The organism is Paenibacillus hunanensis, from assembly GCF_014645615.1.
Lineage (GTDB): Bacteria > Bacillota > Bacilli > Paenibacillales > Paenibacillaceae > Saccharibacillus > Saccharibacillus hunanensis.
The window spans coordinates 125,076-148,663 of the sequence record NZ_BMMB01000004.1 but is presented as its reverse complement, the minus strand read 5'-3'; the positions used below and the strand labels follow the sequence as shown (position 1 = coordinate 148,663).

Below are 23,588 nucleotides of genomic sequence, written 5' to 3'. Positions count from 1 at the left end.
GAAAACATCCCGATTTGTACGCTTTGTTATGCGGTTTTGTAAGATTTATCACAAAACATCATCCACTATAATAATTATTTGCTCTTGCTTATATTTTAACGTGTTATTGTTGTTGCCATTCTATTTTTAAAGTCCTACTTCTAGCTCGCTAACCCGATATCCATTCTTCCTTCTGCAAGAAATCACGTAACCGATGCAAATCCTGCTCGATAACGGATTCGAGTGAACGATTGTAAAGGATAGCGGCTGGATGATACAACGGAAAAATCCAATACTGCTCCGTTCCCTCCGTATAACCACGCTCGGGATGATCGCGATCTACATGCCGAATCGTACTCTGCCTTGGTTGACCATGAATATCGGATACGCGCACTCCACCACCGAGCAGACGCTGTAGCCCGATATTACCAACCGTTAGCAATAGGCGCGGCTTCACGACGGATAGCTCATAATCCAGAATGGGCGCATGGGCAAGAATCTCACTGGCAGTCGGTGTGCGATTCGAGCGACTTATACGCTCTGGATTTCCTTTAACCGGACGATCTCGATAAGGACGACTGCGAACAGCACTGGTCATATACAGATCATCACGCGTAATGCCAGCAATCTGTAAATATTCGTCCAATACCTTCCCAGCCTGTCCGCAAAAGGGGCGTCCCTGTACAATCTCATTGCCACCAGGCGCTTCGCCCACAAGCATAATATCGCCGGGCCATTTACCAAATCCGGCTAAAAAGCCTTCCAGCGGCTTCCCTTCCACACGCCGCATACAAGCCTCCACCAACTCAGGCGGTAGCGGCACATGACCAATATGAACAGCTTGCTGACTGGAATGCTCCAACCGTGTAGCTTTTTGCTGTGTATTGTGTTCAAAAGAGGAACTATTCTGTCGAGCCATCTGTATCGCTCCCTTGCCTTCATGATGTGTACTGCTTTATTTTGTATACAAAAATGCGTCTGCCGCTATATTACCCGGCAGACGCACTTGGAACACGCCATACAATTATTATGCAGCTTAGTGCTATCACATAAAAGTCAGGCTTACTGGCAATCGATACAATACCAACGGTTGCTTTCAGTATGATTAACAGGGGCTTGCTGCGTTCCTATAGACGTCAGCAGCAAGGTAACAGCCCTTCTCTTATGCAGATATAAATCCGCCGTACCTTGAACGATCCTTGCACCTTGCCTTAGAAGCTTCATCATACGATGCAAGTAGAAACATCAATCAGCTACCCGTTTTGCTCCGCTACCGATTAGATGGTCAGATGACCTGCAAGCGTACGTTGCGGCTCCGTGCGGCCAAATTGTGGACGCGCATTGGTAGCTGGATATGCCCAGCGTACTGCGTTAGCGATGATATGCATGATATCTTCGTTATGATACGTTGGATACGTTTCATGTCCCGGACGGAAGTAGAAGATTTTGCCATGACCGCGACGATACGTGCAGCCACTGCGGAATACTTCCCCACCTTCAAAGTTGCTCAGGTATACCAGCTCGTCTGGAGCAGGAACATCGAAGAATTCACCGTACATTTCTTCTTTATCGAGCGTGATCGAAGGGTTAACACCTTGAGCGATTGGGTGCGATGGATTCACACACCACAAAATTTCCTGCTCATCTGCTACACGCCATTTTAGATCGCAGCTAGTGCCCATCAGTTGCTTGAATGGTTTCGAGAAATGTCCGGAGTGAAGAACGATGAGTCCCATTCCTTCGTGAACACGACGAACCACTGCTTCTGCAATGTCATCATCAACCAGATCGTGGGCAGTGTGGCCCCACCACAACATCACATCGGTCGAGTTCAGAACAGATTCGGTAAGACCATGCTCTTCCTGGTCAAGTGTTGCTGTACGGCAGGCAAAGCCTTCCTTGGACAGCCCATCTGCCAGCACTTTGTGGATTCCCTCTGGATAGATAGCCTTCACGTCATCACGGATTTGCTCATGTACAAATTCATTCCAGACTGTTACGTTAATCATACTGTTACTGCCTCCCTGTTATTAAACCCACCACATCTCGCCGAGTTCTTCCTCGATCATGACTTGCTGTAAGTTGTGGACGGCTTTAGTAAAACCTTCATTAACGGACATCAATCCGTCTTCATGTTCAATGCTGACAACATAATCGTAACCTACTAGACGAAGGGCACTAATGATATCAGCCCAAGTTTTCATATCATGACCATAGCCTACAGTTCGGAACTGCCATGCGCGGTCTTGCATCTCCGCATAGGAGTGCATGTCCGTGACGCCGTTCATATTCATATTATCGGTGTCTGTAAGCGTATCTTTAGCATGAAAATGGTGAATTGCGCCATGTTTCCCCAAAATTTTCACCGCAGCGACAGGATCGATGCCTTGCCACCACATATGACTCGGGTCAAGGTTCGCTCCAATCGCCTCACCAGCCGCTTCACGCAGACGCAGCATTGTACCTGGTGTATGAACGGAGAAGCCACCGTGCAGCTCAATACCTACCTTCACATTATGATCCGCAGCGAATTTCCCGTTCTCTGTCCAGTAAGGAATAATTTTCTGATTCCATTGCCAGTCGAGCAGCTCGCTGTAATCGTTTGGCCACGGTGCTACAGGCCAGTTTGGATATTTTGCATTATCGCTGTCGCCTGGACAACCGGAGAATGTATTGACTACTGGCACATCCAGCTTTTGCGCCAATTGAACTGATTTTACAAAATCATCGTGGGATTCCTGTGCGATCGCTTTTTGCGGGTGCAACGGGTTACCGTGACAGCTCAGTGCGCTGATTGTCAGACCACGCGATTCTACTGCTTTTTTGAACTCACGCAGCTTGCCTGCATCAGCCAGCAGCTCATCTGGCTTACAGTGTACAGCACCGGGATTACCACCCGAGCCGATCTCTACTGCCTTGACTCCCTTTTCAGCTACATAGTCAAGCGCCTCCTCGAAGCTCTTGTTGTTCAGCAGTACCATAAATACGCCCAATTTCATTCGTTTTTCCTCCTGGCTCATCCATTTTTTTAGGTAAAGGAATGGTCGCTGTCGTGTCCGATTGTGTCGAATAGTCTTCTACTTATTACTACGAACCGAGCGCCGATAAAGTTTGAAATTTCCAGTAATTTATGAATAAAATTTTATTTATATCTGATATCCATAGCTTTTATAGAGCGAAAAAGATGTTGCCGAGAATGGGCTCATTCATCATCTTATTTCTATCTGCATGATCTCACCTATAAGGAGCACACTATCCGTTATCACATGCATCCGTTGCTGTAAAATGGACGGAAGTCCTGTAAAGCAGGTCTGTACCGTTACGTCATATCGATTAAACTGTGATCGCTTCAGGTTGCAGCTCAATCGCCTTGCCTGTACGTGCGGATTCATAGATCGCTTCCAGAATCTGCGTCACGACCAGTGCCTGCTCTGGCTTCACCAGTGGCTCCGTATCATTCACGATCGCTTCCAGCCACATTCTCGCTTCACGAGCACCAGCATCCTCTGCCTCGCCGGAATAGAATGCAACTCCACCGGAGCCCAGATCAACCTGACTGTCGATCAGACGGCCATTTTTCTCACCGTTGATATGCAGACCATCGCTCATATCTGCACCGCCTTCAGTACCACAGAGCAATGCCTGTGCTTCGCCAAACTTACGCACATTCAGTGCCCAGCTGGACTCAAGCGCAATGACCGCACCATTTTCCATTGTGATGAATCCGAAGGCAGAATCCTCTACCTTGAACTTCTCCGGGTCCCACGGGCCAAAGGCATTCGCGGAATTTGGACGTGGACCGAGCTTGTGGAATGTAGAGCCCAGTACTGTTTTTGGCTTATAGTTATCCATCAGCCATAGCGTCAGATCAAGTGCATGAGTCCCAATATCGATCAATGGGCCTCCACCTTGCTTCTCTTCATCTAGAAACACGCCCCATGTCGGTACAGCGCGGCGACGCAGTGCAATCGCTTTGCCGTAATACACATCCCCCAGATCGCCTTCTTCGACCATCTGCTTCAAATACAGACTGTCATCACGGAAACGATTCTGGTAAGCAATCGACAGCTTTTTGCCTGTACGCTTGGCAGCTTCAACCATCGCACGCGCCTCTTCTGTCGTCTTCGCCATTGGCTTTTCACATAGTACATGCTTACCCGCTTCCAGCGCATCGATGCTGATCACCGCATGGGAATCATTCGGTGTACACACATGAATCACATCAATACTGCTATCCTGTAGCAGTTGCTTGTAATCGGTGTATACTTTTGCTCCTTCAGCACCGTATTGCTCGGCTGCCTCAGTAGCACGTTCTTCCACGATATCGCAAAAGGCAACGATACGTGCGAGTGGCTGTTTGGCAAGACTCGGCAAATGCTTACCCTGTGCAATGCCGCCACAGCCGATGATGCCGATATTAAGAACCTGCTCAGACATTCACAAGTCCTCCCTTAGCGCCGTAGCTTTTTACCCAGTTTATGCTTTGCTCAATACTTTGCATTGGTGCTTGCAGGCTGTTATCTTGCTCAACCACGATCCATTCAACACCAGCTTTAGCAGCAGCATCTCCGATACGTGCAACATCAACTTCGCCTTCGTTCAGCTCCATCATTTGGATGCCTTCATCTGTACGCTTAAAGTCCTTCCAGTGTACCAGCGGCAAACGACCTGCGTATTTTTCGATATATTCCACGGCATCATAGCCGCTGTATTGTACCCATGCCGTATCAAGCTCTACCTGAATCAGGTCAGCAGGCAATTCGGAATAGAGCGCATCCAGTACCGTATGCTCGCCAATTTTCTCAGTCAGCTCAAAGTCATGGTTGTGATACAGCAGTGTGACGCCGTTTTGATTACATACTTCTGCAATTTTACGCAGATTAGCGAAGATTTCTGGCCAGTTGCCGCGTTGCTCCTCTGACAGATAAGGAACGATAATATATTTATTGCCAATCGCTTTGTTGTAATCGATCAGCGATTGCGCATCATTGACTAGATCAGCGTATTGCGTATGTGAACCTACTACTTCAAGATTGTGCTTTTTCAACAGCTCATTAATCTGCTCTGCGCTGCGACCATAAAAGCCTGCAAACTCTACACCCTGATATCCAAGCTCAGCAATTTTAGCGATTGTACCTTCAAAATCACGTTCCAGATCCTCACGAACAGTAAACAGTTGCAATCCCACTTTTAACATCGTTTTGTTCACTCCTGTATGATATATTGGTGGATCGATATGATGATGCCTGTACCTGGTGCATACGTTTGAACACATCGTTAAATCAATTCCTAAGTGCAGTCTTCATGCTAGCTGTACAAGGAAGTTTTATTGTAAGCTATCGATAGAGAGTTATTGATACACATTGCCCTGACGATAACCTGCACGACTCTCAATAATCACATGCTTGCCTTCAAGGGATGAGCGCTGGAATGCGTGCATCACTTCAAGCACATGATACGCCAGCTCGCCACTTGCACGATGCGGACGATTTTCACGAATAGCCTGTACCATTTCGCTAACGCCTTTACCACGATCATTGCTAATCGGTTCAAATACAGGCGGAAGCTCTTCGAATGTATCCGAGCCTGCACGCTTCAAGCGTACTGTACCATCGAAAAAGTTCGGATCTGGCAAATCCAGCGTGCCTTCCGTACCATAGATTTCGATACGCGGCAACTGAGAGCCACCTGGAATATCGAAGCTAGTTACCATTGTCGCGATGACACCATTTTCAAAGTCAATCGTACCGGCAAGGTGAGTCGGCGTTTGCACACGAATCGGTGTGCCTGCCTTAGGCCCGCTATGAACTTTGCGATCTGGCATCTGAATGCCTGCTGACGAGCTAACTCGGGTCATCGAGCCAAGCAAGCTTGTAAGCGCAGTCAAATAATATGGTCCCATATCGAACATCGGGCCACCACCCGGTGCGTAGAAAAATTCAGGGTCTGGATGCCAGCCTTCTGGCCCTGCACCCATCATAAATGCAGATGCTGCAATCGGACGACCAATCAGACCATCATCGATCGCTTTGCGCGCTGTTTCAAGACCTGCACCGAGGAATGTATCCGGTGCGCTACCTACGCGCTTACCTGTTTCCTTTGCCTTTTCCAGTGTACGACGACCATCATCTAGTGATACCGCTAGCGGCTTCTCAGCGTATACATGCTTGCCTGCTGCTAAAGCTGCCAGATCAATGCCAGCATGAGCGGCAGGAATCGTTAGATTGATAATCAGCTCGATATCGTCCTGCTTCATCATTTCTTCCGGTGTGAAGACGTTTTCAATACCAAATTCTTTTGCCCGTTCCTCTGCACGTTCTTTGACCATGTCGGCACAGGCTACAATTTCGATCACCGGACTTGATTTCAGATTAGTAAAATAAATAGAGCTGATATTGCCACATCCGATTAATCCGGCTTTCATTCGCTGCACGGGTAGTCCTCCTTTGGTGCTTACCAAACGCATGATAACCCCTATGTACAATGGACTTATCGATACGATTGTCCGCGAGTTTCAGGTCCAGCCTGCTGTTCTAGTTCCATTTGCATCTAAAATGCAAACCAGAAGCTGTCCTTTTATGTTATTTTTGGCTCGTAACCATAGTATTACAAAATCGTTTCAATTAAAATGAATAATATGATTAAAACATGAACAATTTGGTCAAAATTTAAATTTGTTGCTGAAATGAGGAGCGTTTAATGGAAGGACACGGAGAAGATTGTAAAGTATTTACAGCAGGTTACTCCTTTCATAGGAAACCTTTTTATATGCATGAGCCAGATGGGATTCAAAATTACTTATTTCGTCTGCAAACGGAAGGCAATTGTCAGCTACGATCTGACGGGAAGTTCGTCGATGTGGAAGTAGGCGATCTGCATATGTACGGGCCAGACGAGCCCTATGAGCTACGAATCGATTATACGCAGGGTGCTACGGGCAAGCAGGCTGTGGAAAGTGGCGATTATCATATCTTTTTCGGTGGCGAGTGGGCAGATCGCTGGTGGCATGAGCAAGGACGTCCAGCTAAAATCAAAATTCCGCTGACTGACAATATTACCGATCTGATGCGTCAGATTGCGATGGAAAAACGGCGTATTGATAATCCGTATCCAGAAATTTGCAGCCATTATATGAAGATATTATGCCTGTCTGTGGATCGCTATTTGTCCGAGCAGCCGATTGGTGGCCCTCGCACTTATCTGGCTTATCAAATTAAAAGCTACATCGAGGAAAATGCTTCTTCTGCCTTTAAATTAGAGGATGTTGCGCTACATACCGGCATCAGTATTTCTAGAGCCGTGCATCTATTCAAAGAAGCATTCGACACGACGATTATGCAATATGCGCTGGATGTGCGTTTGAATATGGCGCAGGAGCGAATTATGTTCAGTCCAATGCCACTGGAGGAGGTTGCGGAATCGTCAGGCTTTGCTAATTATACTTATTTCCACCGCGTGTTCCGCTCGCGCTTCGGCATGTCGCCAAAGGAATTCCGTTTAACGAAACGAGAACAGCAGCATATTACGTAATACAGTGAAATGCAGGTAAAGGTGTAGAAAATACTTTTCTATTATTAAAATATACTTTTACAATACACTCTCACACGCAATCCGATTACAGCATGCTTTACTCCACAATCAGAAAAGGCATATTGGCAGCAGATGCTGTACCAATATGCCTGTTTGCTTATATGCATAATGTGTAGCCATAAAATAAATGTGTAGAATGATAGCATATAACACAGCAACAATAAAATGATTACTTCTGTGCGCTATGCAGACGATTCAGCTCTTCAATTACACTGCGGCTGATCAGCTTGCCTTTGAAATATACTAAATCTTCAGTGTCACCAGTAAAAATGCAAGAAGGCTCGTATTTTTTCAGAATGATACGATCACTATCTACGAAAATCTCCAGACCATCTTTAACATCAATATTCATAATACGACGAAGCTCAATTGGAATGACGACACGTCCAAGCTCATCCACTTTTCTCACAATACCAGTTGCTTTCATCATTCTGGTTCTCCTCCAATATCATAATTCTACATTTATCTACAAAATTTTTAATCGTAATTGTTATTATTAAACCATATCAATAGGCGAATGCCAAGTTAATATTTATAGAAATATTAAAAATTTTAACTATTATTTTAGGAACAAATCCGCTTTACGAGAAGCTTCGAGTCGAAATTGTTCGTTTTTTAGGTGAATCAGGAGTAATATGTACTTTTAACCCTATTACTTAATCTTCAAACATTATTCGTCATTTTTCTCTGTATATCCTTTGTTTGGATGTCGATTTATTATTTTATCTACATTTTTCGTCAAAATATAAAAAGGCAGTGTAGCTATCTCCAAAGAATAGCCGCACTGCCTTTTATCCATATATCCTAGCTCCATCCTCATATCATTTATACTTATACGAAACCTTCTTGTTGAATCCATGCCTGCGCCTGTGAACACACTCACCAAATCAGCGTACTACGATAATGATTCATGCTGAGATCATGGGTACACTTGAGATCATCTGTACATGATAGGAAATGTTCAATACGAACCACGTCACGAAAATAGCGCTACTGTTAAAATATGATCACGTACGGCTTCTTATTCCCTACTTGCTCGGAACAAACTGCCGAATCCAGTTCCCAAAGCCTGCTGGATTACGCGTCTGGATCAAAATCACACCTTCTCCGCGGAAACGACAGACAATGCCCTCTCCACTCGTCACTGTGGACAACCAGCCCTTTGATGCTTTTTCAATCTGATAATTCATATAACCCGGCCATGCGACAAGGTGAGCATTGTCGACAATCACCTCTTCACCCTGTGCCAGATTGATCGCATGAATCGAACCATAGGAAGACAGGAATACGGTACCTCTACCACTGATTTCAATAATAAAGAAGCCTTCTCCTGAAAATAGACCTTTTTTCAGATTTTGCATCTGTGTGCCGACCTTAATCCCATCTGTACCTGCTAGAAAACCATCCTTTTGAACATACAAGCTATATGATCCATCTAACTCTACTGCCGTCACATCACCAATACTGGATGGGGATAGTAAAATTTCAGCTGGGCCATGCGTCGAGCGCAATTCCTGGAAAAAGAACTTCTCGCCCGTCAGCATACGTCCAAGACCGCCCATTATTCCACCGTCGAGTGTGCCTTTAATCTCAACATTGGGAGACATCGACACCATGGCGCCCGATTCTGCCTTGATCGTCTCCCCTTGTTCTATATGTACCTTCAACATCGCAAACGCGCCTTCATACAAAATATCATATTTCATCCTTATTCACCTATCCTTTCAGCATATGAAGCTTATTGCTATTATGACATTTCACTTTTACCGTTGTATACATTTGCTTTATGTAAAGCTTCTGATCATTTTCCAAGCGTCTCACGCTCCATACCAAATGAAGAAGCCGCATCCTTTTCATCATCGATGAAAAGGATACGGCTTCGTGTCGTTTCATGCTTATTCCAGCTTATTCCTCATCCATCTGCTGACGCTGTTGCAGCTTCTGACGTGCATCCAGCGCTTCACTTACAGCAAAAGCCAGATCGTCATTCCCATACATCGACAATACACCAAAGAGGGTATCATCTGGAATCTCGCCAGCCTCCTCCTTTGGCACCGTTAAACGAATGCCCTGCTCCAGACGCGGATTGTCGAGCTGGTCAGGATACGCGCTATAATATAGCTCCCGTGCATCCAGACCACGATTCACACACCACTGCGTGAAAACTAAAATCATCATATCCTCATCCTGACGGTAGCTCTCTACAATCTGTTCCTCGCGCTTCTTGATCATCTCGGCGCGTGTCATCTCCATATCATCAAAATCACTCATTATGCTCTCTCCTTCATACGGATTGTCCGCTCCTCATTATACATCCACAATCAACTGTTCAACCAGCCGATGTGTATCCAGCACCAGATCGGCACGAATGCTGCATTGCTCCGGTGCATCCAAACGATCCAGAAAATGCTCAACTACCCCGGTGAATCCGCGACGCTGTAAAATTCCTTCCCAGCTACCCGGACTTTGCAGCTGCGGAAGAGCATCCTTTTCATAAAGATACAGCTGCTCCATATTCACGACCTCTGCGGATCGTCCACCACCATGCAAAACTAGCTTTTCTATATCCGCACCAGCACTGCGTGCCATGCTATATTGGCCATATCGCCCTCTACCCAGCGACAGCATGCCAGACGCATGGAGCATAGGGCCATTGCCTTGCTTTTGCAGCTGGCGTGCCAGTACGTCATATCCTTCATTACCCAACCACAATAGCAGATCGAGCATATGGATCAGATCATCATATACCGTTTCGCGCGCTGGCAAGCTTTGCATTCGTGTCCGATGCTTACTCACCTCACATAGCTCAAAGCCTCCTGCTTCTGCCAACCACGCATAGGCATTCATATATAAAGGAGCAAAACGGCGATTAAACCCAACTGCGAGCAGTAGCCCCTTTTGCTCCGCCAACGATGCCATACGCTTCGCTTCTTCTAGATCATAAGAAAGCGGCTTATCTACATATACAGGCAAGCCCAGCTCCAGACAAGCGCTAACTACGTCAAAATGAGTCGGTGTCGGGCTATGTACAAAAACAGCATTTACATCCCATTTTGCCAGATCAGCAAGCGCTGTACTACCATTGGGTACACGATAATTCTGCATCATCTGCTGTACTGTCGCTTCGGTGCGGCTGACCACACCTACCAGCTCTACATCCGAACGACCTGAGAGCAGCGGTATGTATACTTTTTGCGCGATACCTCCAAGGCCGACTATAGCTATACGTTTACGTTTCAACGATCGTTCTGAATCGCTCATCGTTATGGACTTCCCTTCTGTTGTTTATCATTGGACTCATATTGGATACGAGCATGATCGCAGTCATGCACAGCCTATGTATTTCTCACTACACAGTTAGCCTGCATTATAGCATGACGCAAGCCGTAACGCCCATAACTAAACAACGGCACTGCCTATAAGAAGGCAAGTGCCGTTGGGGTGAAGATAAATGTGGAGATGAATGATGATAAGGCTTATTTTGCACTAGCTGATTTACAATAGCGTTAAAGCCTGCTTTATTCTAATTTTGCTATTTTACAATGCGGGTTTATATTGCCGGCTCTTCTGCTGTACGTGCCTGTGCTTTCTTTTTCTTTTGACGCAGACCAATCAGTACAACAGCAATAACCACGAGCAATTCGAAGCCATATTTGATTGCCCAATTAGCGAAGTAACCGGACAGGAAGCTTTCTTCCATAATCATACGAGCTGCTGTCCATGCCAGAATAGCAGAACCCAGTGCTACGATCCACGGGAAACGTTCCATCAGCTTCATGATTAGTGTACTACACCATACCATAACCGGGATCGAGATCGCTAGACCGACAATAACGAGCAGTGTATCACCATGAGCCGCACCAGCAACAGCCAGTACATTATCCAGTCCCATCATCGCATCGGCAATAATAATCGTGCGAATCGCTGCCCAGATTCGGGTGCTGGAGGATACTTCATTATCTTCCTGTTCCTCAATCAGCAGCTTATAAGCGATATACACGAGTGCAAGTCCACCGATCAAATGTAGACCTGGCAGCATCAATAGGTAGACAACGAGTAATGTAGCAATGGCACGAATAATTACTGCACCAACAGTACCCCAGATAATAACCTTCTTCTGATTCTCTTTGGGAATGTTACGCGCTGCCATACCAATGACAATCGCATTATCCCCCGCCAGCACCAGATCAATCATAATAATTGAAGCAAGTGCCAACCAAAACTCTACTGTAAATAATTCCATGCGACGACTCCTTTACTTGTTTGGCTTCAGCCAGAAATGTAACGCTATAGCTTCCAGACATAAAAAAATCACCATTAACCGGAATCGGATAATGGTGATCTTTAAAAATAAAAGAGACCTCACCCAATTCACAAATCAGGCAAAGGTCTCGCTAACAACGTAGTCAACATGCGTTGCCAATAAAGCCGGGGATGACATCCCGTAATGACGACTTTACTGTAGAAGCTACTCCCCTTTGGAAGCTATATTTAAGCAATAACACAACTATACACTATTTTTTCCATAATATCTATATCAATATCTATATCGCTATTGAATACAAGCGATTATATTTTCAAATCATTTCCAAAAAGCCTATCTTTTTTACATTGTATGTAATATAATAGTGTTCCAGTATCTTGTATATATAGATATATGGGTGCTCTAGGTTGTTCAGTTATGTTATGATAAATGCTGCAAGGCTGGACTGAATATAGAAGCACAGCTACGGGTATATTAAAATGACTGGCTTATCCAGCATTTCAAATTTAACGACTCTGATGAAATGGAGTGACTTATACATGACTGAAGCTCATTATGAAAAAGCAACGTTTGCCGGAGGATGTTTCTGGTGTATGGTAACACCTTTTGAGGAACTCCCAGGTATCATTAGTATTCGTTCCGGTTATACTGGCGGACATACGGAAAATCCAACGTACGAAGAAGTATGCACCGAGACTACCGGACATGCGGAAGCCGTACAGATCGTATTTGATCCAGCGATTTTCCCCTATAGTAAGCTGCTTGAGCTGTTCTGGCAGCAGATTGATCCAACCGATGCAGGTGGACAATTTTATGACCGTGGATCATCCTATCGTACAGCGATCTTCTATCACAACGAACAGCAACGTGAGCTAGCTGAGCAAACCAAGCAAGAGCTGCAAGCAAGCGGACGCTTTGATAAACCGATCGCAACGACGATTGAGCCTGCCCAAACATTTTATGAAGCAGAAACGTACCATCAGGATTATCACAAAAAGAATCCAGGTCATTATAAACGCTATCGCAAAGGCTCTGGTCGCGATGCCTTTATCGAAAAGCACTGGTCGAAGCCAGTCGATAAACAGGAGCTCAAGCAGCGTCTGAGCGAAATGCAGTTCAAAGTTACCCAGCAAAATGGTACAGAGCCTGCATTCCACAATGAATTCTGGGATCATCATGGCGACGGCATCTATGTAGACATCGTATCAGGCGAGCCGCTATTCAGCTCTACAGATAAATACGATTCTGGCTGCGGCTGGCCTAGCTTTACCCGCCCGATCCGTGACTACCATGTGAAGGAAAATATGGATCTAAGCCACTTTATGGTACGTACCGAGGTTCGTAGCCGCGAAGCTGACTCCCATCTTGGACACGTATTCGACGATGGCCCGGGTCCAAACGGCTTGCGTTATTGCATCAACTCCGCCGCCCTGCGTTTTGTACCAAAGGAGCAGCTGGACGAAGAAGGCTATAGCGAGTACAAAGTATTGTTTCAATAATTGCTGAATGCTAAGGGAACAGATTACGATCTGTTCCCTTTTTTATGTTCAGCGATCTTTTATTGTTATGGAACGTATAACAGCAGGTACACACGCTCACACGTTTCGGTGCTGTCATATGGGGTAAGACATCCCTGTAAGGAATGGAGTCGATTAACACGTATTGTTAGTTCAAAGGATTTTATGTGTAGACGATATCTGTATACAAAGGAGCGATTACGATGCCGTGGACTAAAAAGGATTACCCTGATTCAATGAAAAATCTGGATGAACGCGTGCGTAATAAAGCTGTGGAGATTGCCAATGCCCTGCTGGATGAAGGCTATGAGGAAGGCCGAGCGATCGCCATTGCCACTTCCAAGGCAGAGGAATGGGATGAGAATCATCCAGAGGGTAAAGGTAAGGATTGAATAGATTTAGATTGAGTTGAGTTTAGGTTGAATATGTGATTAAGATAGTCGATAGGAGCTTAGAATGAAAAAAGCCCGTTTGGATGACATACGGTTATGCCGGAAGCATAGTCTTATGATGCAAACGGGCTTTTTACTATTAATCGTCATCATCAATTAAAGAAGATTTTTTCGATTGTGAGGTTGAACTTGATCTGCGATGAGCCTGTTTAATCAAACGAACCTGTCGAGCGTGATCCTTTCTTTGCTGCTGCGCTATTTTGCCTGTTTGGACAACAGCATGTAATCGCTCATTTATTTGTCGGATATTTTGTAGTGGCTCATCTGCTATATCATAGTTACCTCTCTGCATAAGCTCTACATAACGTTCAATATAGAGCTGATATTCTTGCTCATACGATTTGATTTGACTACTTTTCATAAATGTACGGGCAGCATACATCGCTTGTTTATGCTCTGAAGCCAGTGAACCTGCATAGGCACGAATACGACCTCTTTGCTCTATTAAACGCTGTATATCAGAGTGGAATGCTATCGATGAATTTTTATGCGTTGCAAGTTGCTCCTGCAATCGATAGATATGCAGTACGCTTTGCTGAAATGTATTTTTTAATAGCTGTTGTTGCTTCGTTATTTGTTCATATTTTCGATATAAGGCAGCATGATTTCCCCATTCCATCTCGCTTTGCTTTATAATTTTGTTTATACGCTCATACTGGTATACACATTCATTGAACGTTTCATATACAGGTTTCTCTGCTTCCTTCCATCGATGAAAATCATCATCATTTGCACGGAGGACATTCTCAGCTTGCTTTATCATCCTTTTCATTGTAGTTAACAGGTGATCTGCTTCATCATACGCTTGGCGGTTGGGATGAATAAGCTGTTTCATTTTATTGATGTGTTGCGTACTTTGTTGTAGCTCCTGTTGGGTGTGTATGAACTTTTGATATTGCTCATTCCATATATCCATAGGATAACGTTCTTTTATAGCGTTCCACTGTTGCTCACGCTGATCTATCGCTTTTGCCAAATAAGATATTTTATCGTCAAGTAAAGGTAGCTCGTATTGAATTTGTTGCTTTTTCTCAATTAATTGCTGGATGTGCAAAACTATCTGCTCTATTCGTTGCTCCATCTGTTTGTATAATGATTTTGCTGCTATCATATCACCACGCTCTATTGCCTGCCGCAATTCAGGAATATGATTAGTACTTTCTGCAACCCGATCATCGATATTATATGATATCCGAAGCTGATGTTGTTCGATCAAGCTCTCTGCAAGCTGCTTGTTATGCTGTGCATGAGCTACAAATTGATTGCATTTTTCACTATATTGCTGAACGTAGCTCAAGTCCAACGCTAATCCTTGCATAGTAGTTATTACCTGTTTCATAGATGCTGCTGCTTGCAAAGGTTCGTAACGTTGTAAGGTTTTAATCGTTTCCATGTGTTCATGGACTTGGAATAATGCAGTATCTACCTGTTGAAGAGAAAAGCCTGTTTGGGCTTGTAGCTGCTGTAGCCGACGTCTAGCCCGTTGCAAGCTATCCTTTAGATCGTGAAGCTGATCTGACACGTAGATCTTGGCTTCGTTAATTTTTTGAATATGCGAGGTATACAAAAGTATATCCTGCTCAATCTGATCTAATGTGGCTGTCGTCTCTCTCACTATTCGCTTCACCTGCTCGCGTTGAAACACAGAGTATTTCGTTAAAGCTACAGATAGTGTGATATCGTCTATTTGTTGAATCAAGCGTTGCAATTCATCATATGCTTGACGAGCAATGGAATTACTTTCACCTTGTGTTGATTTTAAAAAGGGGAAAGCTTGCTCCTGATGTTGTAAAGCCTTACTCTTTAGACTACTTATTCTTTGACGAATAGCTGGTATCTCAACAAAACTCGGCTGTATCAATCGATGGATCTGTTTACTGAGCCAGTACAAAAAATAAAGTAAAACGATCAATGCGATCATATAGACAATCCATGCCAATGTCTTTCCTGTCCAATCCTCTTGAGCCGCTATAGAAATCGATTCTGAATTATTTACTACCTCGCCTAATTTTGTTGCAAGGATCAACTGATTGTAGCTTGGTTGTTTCGGTACAGCGCTATACATTGAATGTGAATATACTAGCTTAGCTGAATAAGATGACTCCGCGAGAGTAGTATTTTTATTATCACTCACTGTTATATGTATATATGAATCCGGTTGATATTTTATGATATTCATTATTGAATTAGTCGAAGTAAGCGAAGCTTTTTGATTTATGTGTTCCTGCGAAGCCTCACTTGTATAACTTGTACACAAGCAATTCAGTAACAAGATGGGTAATATACATATCCATCGTTTCATCCAACTCCCCCTCAGCTATCATCAGACCTATGGTTATCTATCAATTGTCTATATAGCATTCACATTGTGCCTAGCCTGCTCACCTTCATACGTATATTATCATGAAAAAGCGCCAACAAATAAATCCGTAGCCATGCAGTGCAGCTGCATAACTACGGATGACTTAACGCTAAAAAGGTATTTATACAAATATGCATCATTTAAACTTTTAGATGCGTGCGTATATTCATGATTATATCCGTACAATTCTATTAACCCTGACCTTCTATACCTTACAATCCCTTCAATGCTTCCTCTACCGGCTGATCACCAGAAATGACATCGTAGCCTTTGCGATACGTGTTTTTGTTATCGATCAGATGTGCGATTACTTTTGCGACATCGGCGCGTGGGATGCTTCCGCTATCGGATAGCTTTTCGGCAATTTGGATGCTGCCTGTGCCTGGATCGTTTTTCAATCCGCCCGGGCGAACGATTGTATAATCAAGCGAGCTGGCTTCCAGCAGACGGTCAGCATAATGCTTCGCTACATAATAAGGCTTGATCTCCTGAGACCATTTGGCACGATCATAGGCGAACAATGCGCTGACCAGTACGAAGCGAGATACGCCTGCCTGCTCGGCTGCCTCCATACATTTCACTGCGCCATCCAGATCAATGAGCAGCGTTTTATCATCGCCTGTACTACCGCCGGAACCGGCTGCGAATACGATAGCATCTGATCCAGTCACCACTTTAGTCAGGTCTTCCACTGTACCTTCCAGATCAGCCAGCGCTGTCTTCGCACCCAGCTGCTCCAATGCTTCTGCTTGCTCTGGCTTGCGAATCACAGCGGTTACCTCGTGCTCTGTTTCCTGTGCCAGATATTGTGTGAGTAGCTTGCCAATTTGGCCATTGGCGCCAATAACTGTAATATTCATCATCCATTCCTCCTAAGCAAACGATTAAGCAGATGGTATCTCATCTACCGTATACTGGCCTGTCGTTGCAGGCTCCCTTACATGTATACCCGGAAACGACTGCTGAATACCACCTATCGCTTGTTAGCGGACTGAATATTAATTCCACATCGCTGGCTTAATCTCAACTGGCTCGATTTCAGCGACCTTCATATAATTTTGTCCCCAGCTGTACATCGCATCCAAAATCGGCATCAAGCTTTCTCCGATCTCTGTAAGCGAATATTCAACCTTGGGCGGAACGACCGGGTACACCTCACGATGCACGATCAGATCCTCCTCTAGCTCACGCAGCTGACTGACCAGCATACGCTGCGTAATACCCGGAATAAGTGACTTTAGCTCACCAAAGCGTTTGGTACCGGTTTTGCCCAGATGCCACAGGATCAGCATCTTCCACTTGCCTCCAATGACGGATAGCGTTAATTCCTTTTCACAGTTAAATACACGTTCACGCATCTATACATTCCTCCATTATTTCATATCCGTGCCGCTCAAAACCCTTGATATGACCCATAGTATACTTTTAGGCACTAGGTAAAAAAAAAGTGCGTACTTACTTAAACTAACGTCTCTACTTTATACTAGCACTACAGCGAACGCAACCGTGATGGTGCTATGTATAACATATTGTCACCATTAAACCTATTGTTCGCATGGATTTACTACATTATATGCCAGATGTGGCTACTACAGGAGGAATTACGAATATGGAACTACAACTCGCACTTGATCTGGTGAATATTCCGGAAGGCATCGCACTTGTCAAAGAAGTGGAGCCATTTATTGATATTGTAGAAATTGGTACACCGATCGTGATCAACGAAGGACTACATGCTGTCAAAGCAATGAAGGAAGCTTTTCCAAATCTGAAGGTGCTTGCCGATCTGAAAATTATGGATGCAGGCGGTTATGAGATTATGAAGGCTTCTGAAGCTGGCGCAGATATCATTACAGTACTGGGCGCAAGTAACGACCTGACGATCAAAGGCTGTGTAGACGAAGCGAAAAAGCAAGGTCGCAAAGTGCTGGTTGATATGATCAACGTACAGGATATCGCCACTCGTGCAAAAGAATTGGATGAGCTTGGCGTGGATTACATTTGCGTGCATACAGGCTACGACGGTCAAGCAGCAGGTCAAAGCCCATTTGCTGATCTCGCAACGATCAAAAGTGTAGTGAAAAACGCGAAAACAGCCGTTGCCGGTGGCATCAAGCTCGCAACGATGCCAGAAGTCATTCAAGCGAACCCGGATCTGGTGATCGTTGGCGGCGGCATCACAAGCCAGGATGACAAAGCAACAACAGCATCGCAATTCCGCGAGCTGATTGCACAGGCGTAATATGATGAGCCAGATTCCTTCCTCAAAGGTTTCGGTTTCAGCGCATTTTGAACGTATTTTACAGGAGCTACAAGGCACATTGTCTGGTATTGCAGGTGAACAGGTAGAACAGCTTGCTGAACGCATCTTGCAGTCGCGTCATATTTTTACCGCTGGCGCAGGACGTTCCGGGCTTATGTCGCGTGCACTCGCTATGCGCTTAATGCAGCTAGGGCTGAATGCTTATGTTGTTGGCGAGACGGTCACTCCCAAAGCAGGCAAGGGCGATCTGCTCATTATTGTCTCAGGCTCAGGAGAAACCAAAGGGCTCGACATTATGGCAGATAAGGCGCTTCAAGCCGAAGTCGAGCTTGCTGCTGTAACGATCTTCCCTGAATCGTCGATTGGACGTAAAGCGAATCTAATCGTGCAAGTTCCTGGCGCTCCAAAAGATCCTGCGCAGAAGGGCAATACAAGCACTGTGCAACCGATGGGCTCACTGTTTGAGCAGTCTGTGCTGTTACTGTTTGATGGTCTGATGCTGCATCTCATGGAGCTGCGTGGTGGCGATACCGAAGCGATGTTTAGCAATCATGCTAATTTGGAGTAGTTCATATTGATATCCGAGCGACCCTGCTGTGTCTGTAGATGACATAGGTAGGGTCGCTTATTTTATAGATAACGTTGTGAATCATTGAATAAAAGCTACTGTAATACTATGTAAAGCTGTATGGATGTATAACCAGATGTAACAATATGCGATTCCCTTTGTCATTTGGAACGTTTTGTAATATAATATTAGTAACGTCATACAAGTAACATAGTATCTAAAAGTAACAATTACTATAATCTATCGGATAGCTGCTGTACGCTGCTATCCATTTTATTTGAGGTGATAATCATGTTAAAGCTGGGGATTCTTGACCAGTCGCATATTAATGAAGGACAGAACGCGATTGACGCGTTGAACAACACATTAGAGCTTGCAAAGGCAGCTGATCGTCTTGGTTATTCACGTTATTGGATGTCAGAGCATCATGACTTTCCAAGCCTTGCCCATTCTAGCCCGGAAATTATGATCTCGCATGTTGCCGCCCACACATCACGTATTCGTGTTGGCTCAGGCGGTATTATGCTTCCACACTACAGCGCTTATAAAGTGGCCGAAACCTTCCGATTGCTAGAAGCTTTACATCCTAATCGAATCGATCTTGGTGTAGGACGCGCACCAGGTGGTACACCGCTGGTCAATCGCGCGATGCAGGAGGGCAAATTCCCATCCATGCATGCCGCAGATCGTTATCCACAGCAGATCGTTGATCTGATCGGCTATCTTAATGAAGCTACACCTGCGGATCATCGCTATGCCGGTCTGACTGCTCAGCCAAGCATCGATACGATGCCTGAGCTATGGCTGCTCGGCTCCAGTGGCGGTACAGCAGAGCTGGCAGCGATGACTGGCGCATCATATGCCTTTGCCCAATTTTTCGGAACAACAGGTGGCGAGGATGCAGTAGCACATTACAAAGAAAACTTCAGACCGTCTGTACTCTCCCCTACACCGAAGTCATTAGCAGCGATTACGGTAGCTTGCGCAGAGACGGAGGAAGAAGCGGAATATCTGATGCGCAGTAATGATTTGTATTTCCTGACTTTACGCCAGAATCGTCCATTGCCTTATTTACCATCGGCGAAGACAGCTGCTGAGTACCATTACAATGACATGGAGCTGGCTAACATTCGCGATAGCCGCCGCTTCCGCGTAGTCGGTACACCGGATCAGGTCAAAGAACGCCTTCTGCAATTCGCAGCAGATTATCAGACAGATGAGCTGCTGATCGTGTCAGCGATTCATGATAATCAAGCACGTATTCGTTCCTACGAGCTGCTTGCAGAAGCATTCAAGCTGAACGATGCTGCACCTGCACACGCTTGAGTGTGTATAGATAATAAATAAAAGCAGCGGTTAGGATATCCTGCCGCTGCTTTTTATCTGTATGTTTATATTATATGTTGATACGCTATGTCTCTCTGCACATGCTATAAATATCGCGTATTGCCTATATTACAATTTTAAATGCTAGTCATATGCAGGATGCGAAGAAGCATCGCTTCCTTACAATGATTCCTCTCGCTGAATATAAGCTGCTGGTATATGATGTGCCAGCCATACATCATGACCTGCATCATAAAATAGAACATCATCCTGTGCAGCAGCTACGGCATCAATTCGCAGCATGAGTAGCTTACCTTTGCGTCGTCCTGCGAGTGCAGCAAATTCCGTGCTTGCTGACAGATGTACATATTGTCTACCCATCGGCTTCAAGCCTTCGACATGAATGATATCCCAGAACGCTTCCGCTGTTCCATGATATAACACAGCAGGTGGAGTAGCAGCAGCATACTGTACTTCCGGGCTACTGTGACCGTACCGAGCCCGAATGCGTTCTCCATTGATCTCAAAGCGCTGCTTGTCTGAATGTGCTACAACGTCGCGCACTTCATGTTCAGTCACTTCACCAACATCGCCATGAACGGATAAAGCTTGGACAAGCTCTTGTAGTAAACACGAACCATCCTCTGGATCAAGCACTATACCGTAAGCTTCAGGACGATGGCGAAGGACAAAGCTCATTTGCTTGCTAAGCTGTTTTTCGCGTTTAGCATGTATCATGTTTATATTCCTTTCCTCCGATAACAGAGAGCAACCACTTTTACGTGATACTCCCTACGGAATTGCGAGCTTGAAATGATGTTCATTTGCAATTTGAAATGTTAGTATGAATATATCATACCTAGAGAAATAATAAGAAATGGAGAGAAACGATGCAAAACAAAGAAATATCTGAAGCTGGAGCAACTCCTAGTGGTCGCTTTCCAGTGGCTCTGTTCTGCCTGACCGCAGGTGCCTTTGCGATTGGCATGACTGAGTTCGTCATTATGGGACTGTTGCCCAATGTAGCAAGCGATCTAAAGGTTACGATTCCGCAGGCTGGACAGCTGATTACTGGCTATGCACTTGGTGTTGCTGTAGGTGCGCCTCTGCTCACAATCGCTACCAATCGGGTGGCACAAAAGCAATTGCTCTGCCTGTTGATGGCGATCTTCATTATCGGTAATCTGGTAGCTGCGATTGCGCCTAACTACAATGTACTGATGATTTCGCGATTGGTGACAGCTCTTGCTCATGGTACATTCCTGGGCACAGGTTCCCTCATCGCTGCACGACTGGTTCGTCCTGATAAACGTGCAGGTGCCGTCTCGCTCGTGCTTGCTGGCTTGACCATCGCTAATATTATCGGTGTTCCTTTTGGCACATTGATTGGACAGCAGCTGGGCTGGCGTTCATCATTTGGTGCGATCACGGTCATGGGTGTAATCTCGCTAATCGGTATTATCTGGCTTATTCCTAAAATTCATCAAACCGAGCAACCCAGTCTGGGCAAAGAGGTTCGCAGTCTGTTCCATCCGCAGGTACTGCTAATTCTTGCAACAGGTGCCTTTGGTTGCTGTAGTCTGTTTACCGTATTTACGTATATTACCCCGATGCTAACGGATGTGACAGGATTTCAGGAAAGCAATGTCACATGGATTCTGGTTATGTATGGGATTGGCGTAACGCTAGGGAATCTAATCGGCGGGCGTCTGGCTGACTGGAAGCTGATGCCGTCTGTGATTACGATCTTTGGCTTATTGTCGGTGCTGCTATTCATTCTGTCCGGTGTATTGCATTGGCCCGTACTTACATTGATCGTTATTTTCTTATGGGGAATGGCGGCATTTGGTATTATGCCAGGAATTCAGCTACGCATTATGAATCTGGCGCACGAAGCACCACGACTTGCTGCAACCTCCAGCCACTCTGCGCTCAATCTTGGCAATGCGGCAGGTGCCTTTATTGGTGGTGTGGTCATTACTCATGCTGGACTCGTGTATGTACCACTCGTAGGCGGTGTACTGGCTGCGATCGGTACAGGCGGCGCTGTACTCAGCTATTATATGGTGGAGAAGCGTAAAAAGCAGATTGCCTAGTTGCCTAGTTGCCTAGTTGCCTAGTTGCCTAGTTGCCTAGTTGCCTAGTTGCCTAGTTGCCTAGTTGCCTAGTTGCCTAGTTGCCTAGTTGCCTAGCAAATGGTATTTTACTTCCAATCATTTTGGCAAATAAATTCCGACTCATTCAATAGACTATGACTGTATAAGGAGTAGCTTGGTACAAGCATGAATACGCTCCTATCTATTCATAGTCTATTTTGTATGCCGTGGCTTGCTACATCCGCTGATTCCATCGCAAATACAATAAAGGCGCGCTGTACGGAGGAATCCGATACAGCACGCCCTTATTGGTAATTCAGTGTATTCGATACATCGCTCATGCGCTTGAGCTGATGAGAATCTTGTCCATCTGGTCACATCAATCAAATGTTCCACACATCCATTTACAATTTTAGTATCCTGAATCGCTAATAGCATATCAGGACGAACGTGGCAGCGTTGACGCTGCTGGTACTTTTACAGCTGTAGCTGCATCTTTTACCTTACGAACGGTAAATGGCATTCTCAGCTCTACCGTTACTGTCCAGGTGATCATTTTACCTGCCAACCATACAGCTAACATCGTAAACATCGTTTCCTTAAATGGCAGGAAGATGAGGCAAAGACCAAGAACGATCGCATCTCCAACAATAAACACATTACCGATCTTCCAGCCTTTCCAGTCACTGATCAAGCGGGATAATACATCGTCGCCTCCCGTGGCCCCTCCATAACGGAGAACAATTCCAGCGCCAAGTCCAGTTAAAATACCCGACACTACAGCGGCTGCTAACAGGCTTCCGTGCAAGTCCACGACAAACGGCGATAATTGCTCAAACCCTGCATAGAACAGCGAAAACGCACCCGCTCCGATCATGGTCATGATCATAAAGCGGTGTCCTTTTAGCCACCAGGCAATCATAATTACTGGAATATCGAGTACAAGCGTACTCCATGCTGGCGACCAGCCAAACAAATATTTGCCCAGCAATGCCAGACCAACAAATCCGCCTTCCGACAGATTGTTATGAAAATTAATGTGATAATAAGCAAACGCAAGAATAAACGTACCGATCAATATTGCAGCTACTTGCTTTGCTGCAACCTTCCAATTGTCATTTGTTCTCTTCCTCATACAGGTTCCCTCTTTTTCTCGTAAGTGTGGTCTTTA

Annotated in this window: 23 protein-coding genes; 7 read left to right on the top strand and 16 right to left on the bottom strand. The window is 45.1% G+C overall.

The window, feature by feature from the left end; translation table 11 throughout:
* Window positions 1-148: 148 nt before the first annotated feature.
* The 6 genes from IEX62_RS09315 to IEX62_RS09290 all read right to left on the bottom strand — a co-directional run bounded on the left by IEX62_RS09315 (window position 149) and on the right by IEX62_RS09290 (window position 6,412).
* Window positions 149-898 (bottom strand): uracil-DNA glycosylase, encoded by a 750-nt coding sequence (locus IEX62_RS09315; protein WP_188775189.1) that lies wholly within the window; start codon window positions 896-898, stop codon window positions 149-151.
* 358 nt (window positions 899-1,256) lie between these two features.
* Window positions 1,257-1,988: a ThuA domain-containing protein gene (locus IEX62_RS09310; protein ID WP_188775188.1), complete on the bottom strand. Its 732-nt coding sequence runs from the start codon at window positions 1,986-1,988 to the stop codon at window positions 1,257-1,259.
* A gap of 21 nt (window positions 1,989-2,009) precedes the next feature.
* Entirely contained in the window at window positions 2,010-2,978 is a 969-nt protein-coding gene (locus tag IEX62_RS09305) for a sugar phosphate isomerase/epimerase family protein (protein WP_188775187.1), read from the bottom strand.
* Between the two features lie 334 nt (window positions 2,979-3,312).
* A complete protein-coding gene (locus IEX62_RS09300; RefSeq protein WP_188775186.1) occupies window positions 3,313-4,416 on the bottom strand; it encodes a Gfo/Idh/MocA family protein in 1,104 nt (367 codons plus the stop codon).
* The gene (locus IEX62_RS09295; protein WP_188775185.1) at window positions 4,409-5,176 is read right to left on the bottom strand and encodes a sugar phosphate isomerase/epimerase family protein; all 768 of its coding nucleotides are present in this window, start codon (window positions 5,174-5,176) and stop codon (window positions 4,409-4,411) included. Before IEX62_RS09295 ends, IEX62_RS09300 begins: the two co-directional genes overlap by 8 nt.
* Window positions 5,177-5,329: 153 nt before the next feature.
* Window positions 5,330-6,412: a Gfo/Idh/MocA family protein gene (locus tag IEX62_RS09290; RefSeq protein ID WP_188775184.1), complete on the bottom strand. Its 1,083-nt coding sequence runs from the start codon at window positions 6,410-6,412 to the stop codon at window positions 5,330-5,332.
* 266 nt (window positions 6,413-6,678) lie between these two features.
* Between IEX62_RS09290 and IEX62_RS09285 the strand changes: the two genes are divergently transcribed.
* Entirely contained in the window at window positions 6,679-7,509 is an 831-nt protein-coding gene (locus IEX62_RS09285) for an AraC family transcriptional regulator (RefSeq protein WP_188775183.1), read from the top strand.
* A 229-nt stretch (window positions 7,510-7,738) separates the two neighbouring features.
* On the opposite strand, the gene IEX62_RS09280 is transcribed toward IEX62_RS09285, so the two are convergent.
* The 5 genes from IEX62_RS09280 to IEX62_RS09260 all read right to left on the bottom strand — a co-directional run bounded on the left by IEX62_RS09280 (window position 7,739) and on the right by IEX62_RS09260 (window position 11,812).
* The gene (locus IEX62_RS09280) at window positions 7,739-7,999 is read right to left on the bottom strand and encodes an AbrB/MazE/SpoVT family DNA-binding domain-containing protein (protein ID WP_308422638.1); all 261 of its coding nucleotides are present in this window, start codon (window positions 7,997-7,999) and stop codon (window positions 7,739-7,741) included.
* Between the two features lie 598 nt (window positions 8,000-8,597).
* On the bottom strand, window positions 8,598-9,275 hold the full coding sequence (locus tag IEX62_RS09275; protein ID WP_188775182.1) for a TIGR00266 family protein: 678 nt from the start codon (window positions 9,273-9,275) through the stop codon (window positions 8,598-8,600).
* A 199-nt stretch (window positions 9,276-9,474) separates the two neighbouring features.
* Window positions 9,475-9,840, bottom strand: a complete 366-nt coding sequence (gene yxiS, locus IEX62_RS09270) for a protein YxiS (protein ID WP_229685704.1) — start codon at window positions 9,838-9,840, stop codon at window positions 9,475-9,477.
* A gap of 36 nt (window positions 9,841-9,876) precedes the next feature.
* Window positions 9,877-10,830 carry a Gfo/Idh/MocA family protein gene (locus tag IEX62_RS09265; protein WP_188775181.1) on the bottom strand — a complete coding sequence of 318 codons (954 nt, stop codon included), beginning with the start codon at window positions 10,828-10,830 and terminating at the stop codon, window positions 9,877-9,879.
* Between the two features lie 289 nt (window positions 10,831-11,119).
* On the bottom strand, window positions 11,120-11,812 hold the full coding sequence (locus tag IEX62_RS09260; protein WP_188775180.1) for a TerC family protein: 693 nt from the start codon (window positions 11,810-11,812) through the stop codon (window positions 11,120-11,122).
* A gap of 560 nt (window positions 11,813-12,372) precedes the next feature.
* On the opposite strand from IEX62_RS09260, the gene msrA reads away from it, so the two are divergent.
* Together msrA and IEX62_RS09250 are read left to right on the top strand one after the other, a co-directional pair.
* Window positions 12,373-13,332, top strand: coding sequence for a peptide-methionine (S)-S-oxide reductase MsrA (gene msrA / locus IEX62_RS09255; protein WP_188775179.1), 960 nt, complete (start codon window positions 12,373-12,375; stop codon window positions 13,330-13,332).
* Between the two features lie 221 nt (window positions 13,333-13,553).
* Window positions 13,554-13,742, top strand: coding sequence for a DUF2188 domain-containing protein (locus IEX62_RS09250; RefSeq protein WP_188775178.1), 189 nt, complete (start codon window positions 13,554-13,556; stop codon window positions 13,740-13,742).
* 139 nt (window positions 13,743-13,881) lie between these two features.
* On the opposite strand, the gene IEX62_RS09245 is transcribed toward IEX62_RS09250, so the two are convergent.
* From IEX62_RS09245 to hxlR, 3 genes are all read right to left on the bottom strand, one after another.
* Window positions 13,882-16,104 (bottom strand): septation ring formation regulator EzrA, encoded by a 2,223-nt coding sequence (locus IEX62_RS09245; RefSeq protein ID WP_188775177.1) that lies wholly within the window; start codon window positions 16,102-16,104, stop codon window positions 13,882-13,884.
* 272 nt (window positions 16,105-16,376) lie between these two features.
* Entirely contained in the window at window positions 16,377-17,024 is a 648-nt protein-coding gene (locus IEX62_RS09240; RefSeq protein ID WP_188775600.1) for an SDR family oxidoreductase, read from the bottom strand.
* A gap of 138 nt (window positions 17,025-17,162) precedes the next feature.
* A complete protein-coding gene (hxlR, locus tag IEX62_RS09235; protein ID WP_188775176.1) occupies window positions 17,163-17,522 on the bottom strand; it encodes a transcriptional activator HxlR in 360 nt (119 codons plus the stop codon).
* Window positions 17,523-17,773: 251 nt separating this feature from the next.
* Here hxlR and hxlA point away from each other — a divergent pair, with 251 nt between their 5' ends.
* From hxlA to IEX62_RS09220, 3 genes are all read left to right on the top strand, one after another.
* Complete coding sequence (gene hxlA, locus IEX62_RS09230) at window positions 17,774-18,406, top strand: 3-hexulose-6-phosphate synthase (protein WP_188775175.1); 633 nt, start codon at window positions 17,774-17,776, stop codon at window positions 18,404-18,406.
* A 1-nt stretch (window position 18,407) separates the two neighbouring features.
* The gene (gene hxlB / locus IEX62_RS09225; RefSeq protein ID WP_229685703.1) at window positions 18,408-18,995 is read left to right on the top strand and encodes a 6-phospho-3-hexuloisomerase; all 588 of its coding nucleotides are present in this window, start codon (window positions 18,408-18,410) and stop codon (window positions 18,993-18,995) included.
* Between the two features lie 291 nt (window positions 18,996-19,286).
* Window positions 19,287-20,321, top strand: a complete 1,035-nt coding sequence (locus IEX62_RS09220) for an LLM class flavin-dependent oxidoreductase (RefSeq protein ID WP_188775174.1) — start codon at window positions 19,287-19,289, stop codon at window positions 20,319-20,321.
* A 180-nt stretch (window positions 20,322-20,501) separates the two neighbouring features.
* Here the strand turns inward: IEX62_RS09220 and IEX62_RS09215 are convergent, their stop codons facing one another.
* Window positions 20,502-21,059 (bottom strand): RNA 2'-phosphotransferase, encoded by a 558-nt coding sequence (locus IEX62_RS09215; RefSeq protein WP_188775173.1) that lies wholly within the window; start codon window positions 21,057-21,059, stop codon window positions 20,502-20,504.
* Between the two features lie 152 nt (window positions 21,060-21,211).
* On the opposite strand from IEX62_RS09215, the gene IEX62_RS09210 reads away from it, so the two are divergent.
* Window positions 21,212-22,417: an MFS transporter gene (locus tag IEX62_RS09210; RefSeq protein ID WP_188775172.1), complete on the top strand. Its 1,206-nt coding sequence runs from the start codon at window positions 21,212-21,214 to the stop codon at window positions 22,415-22,417.
* Window positions 22,418-22,856: 439 nt separating this feature from the next.
* Here IEX62_RS09210 and IEX62_RS09205 read toward each other — a convergent pair whose 3' ends face one another.
* The gene (locus IEX62_RS09205; RefSeq protein ID WP_188775171.1) at window positions 22,857-23,552 is read right to left on the bottom strand and encodes a YitT family protein; all 696 of its coding nucleotides are present in this window, start codon (window positions 23,550-23,552) and stop codon (window positions 22,857-22,859) included.
* Window positions 23,553-23,588 lie beyond the last annotated feature (36 nt).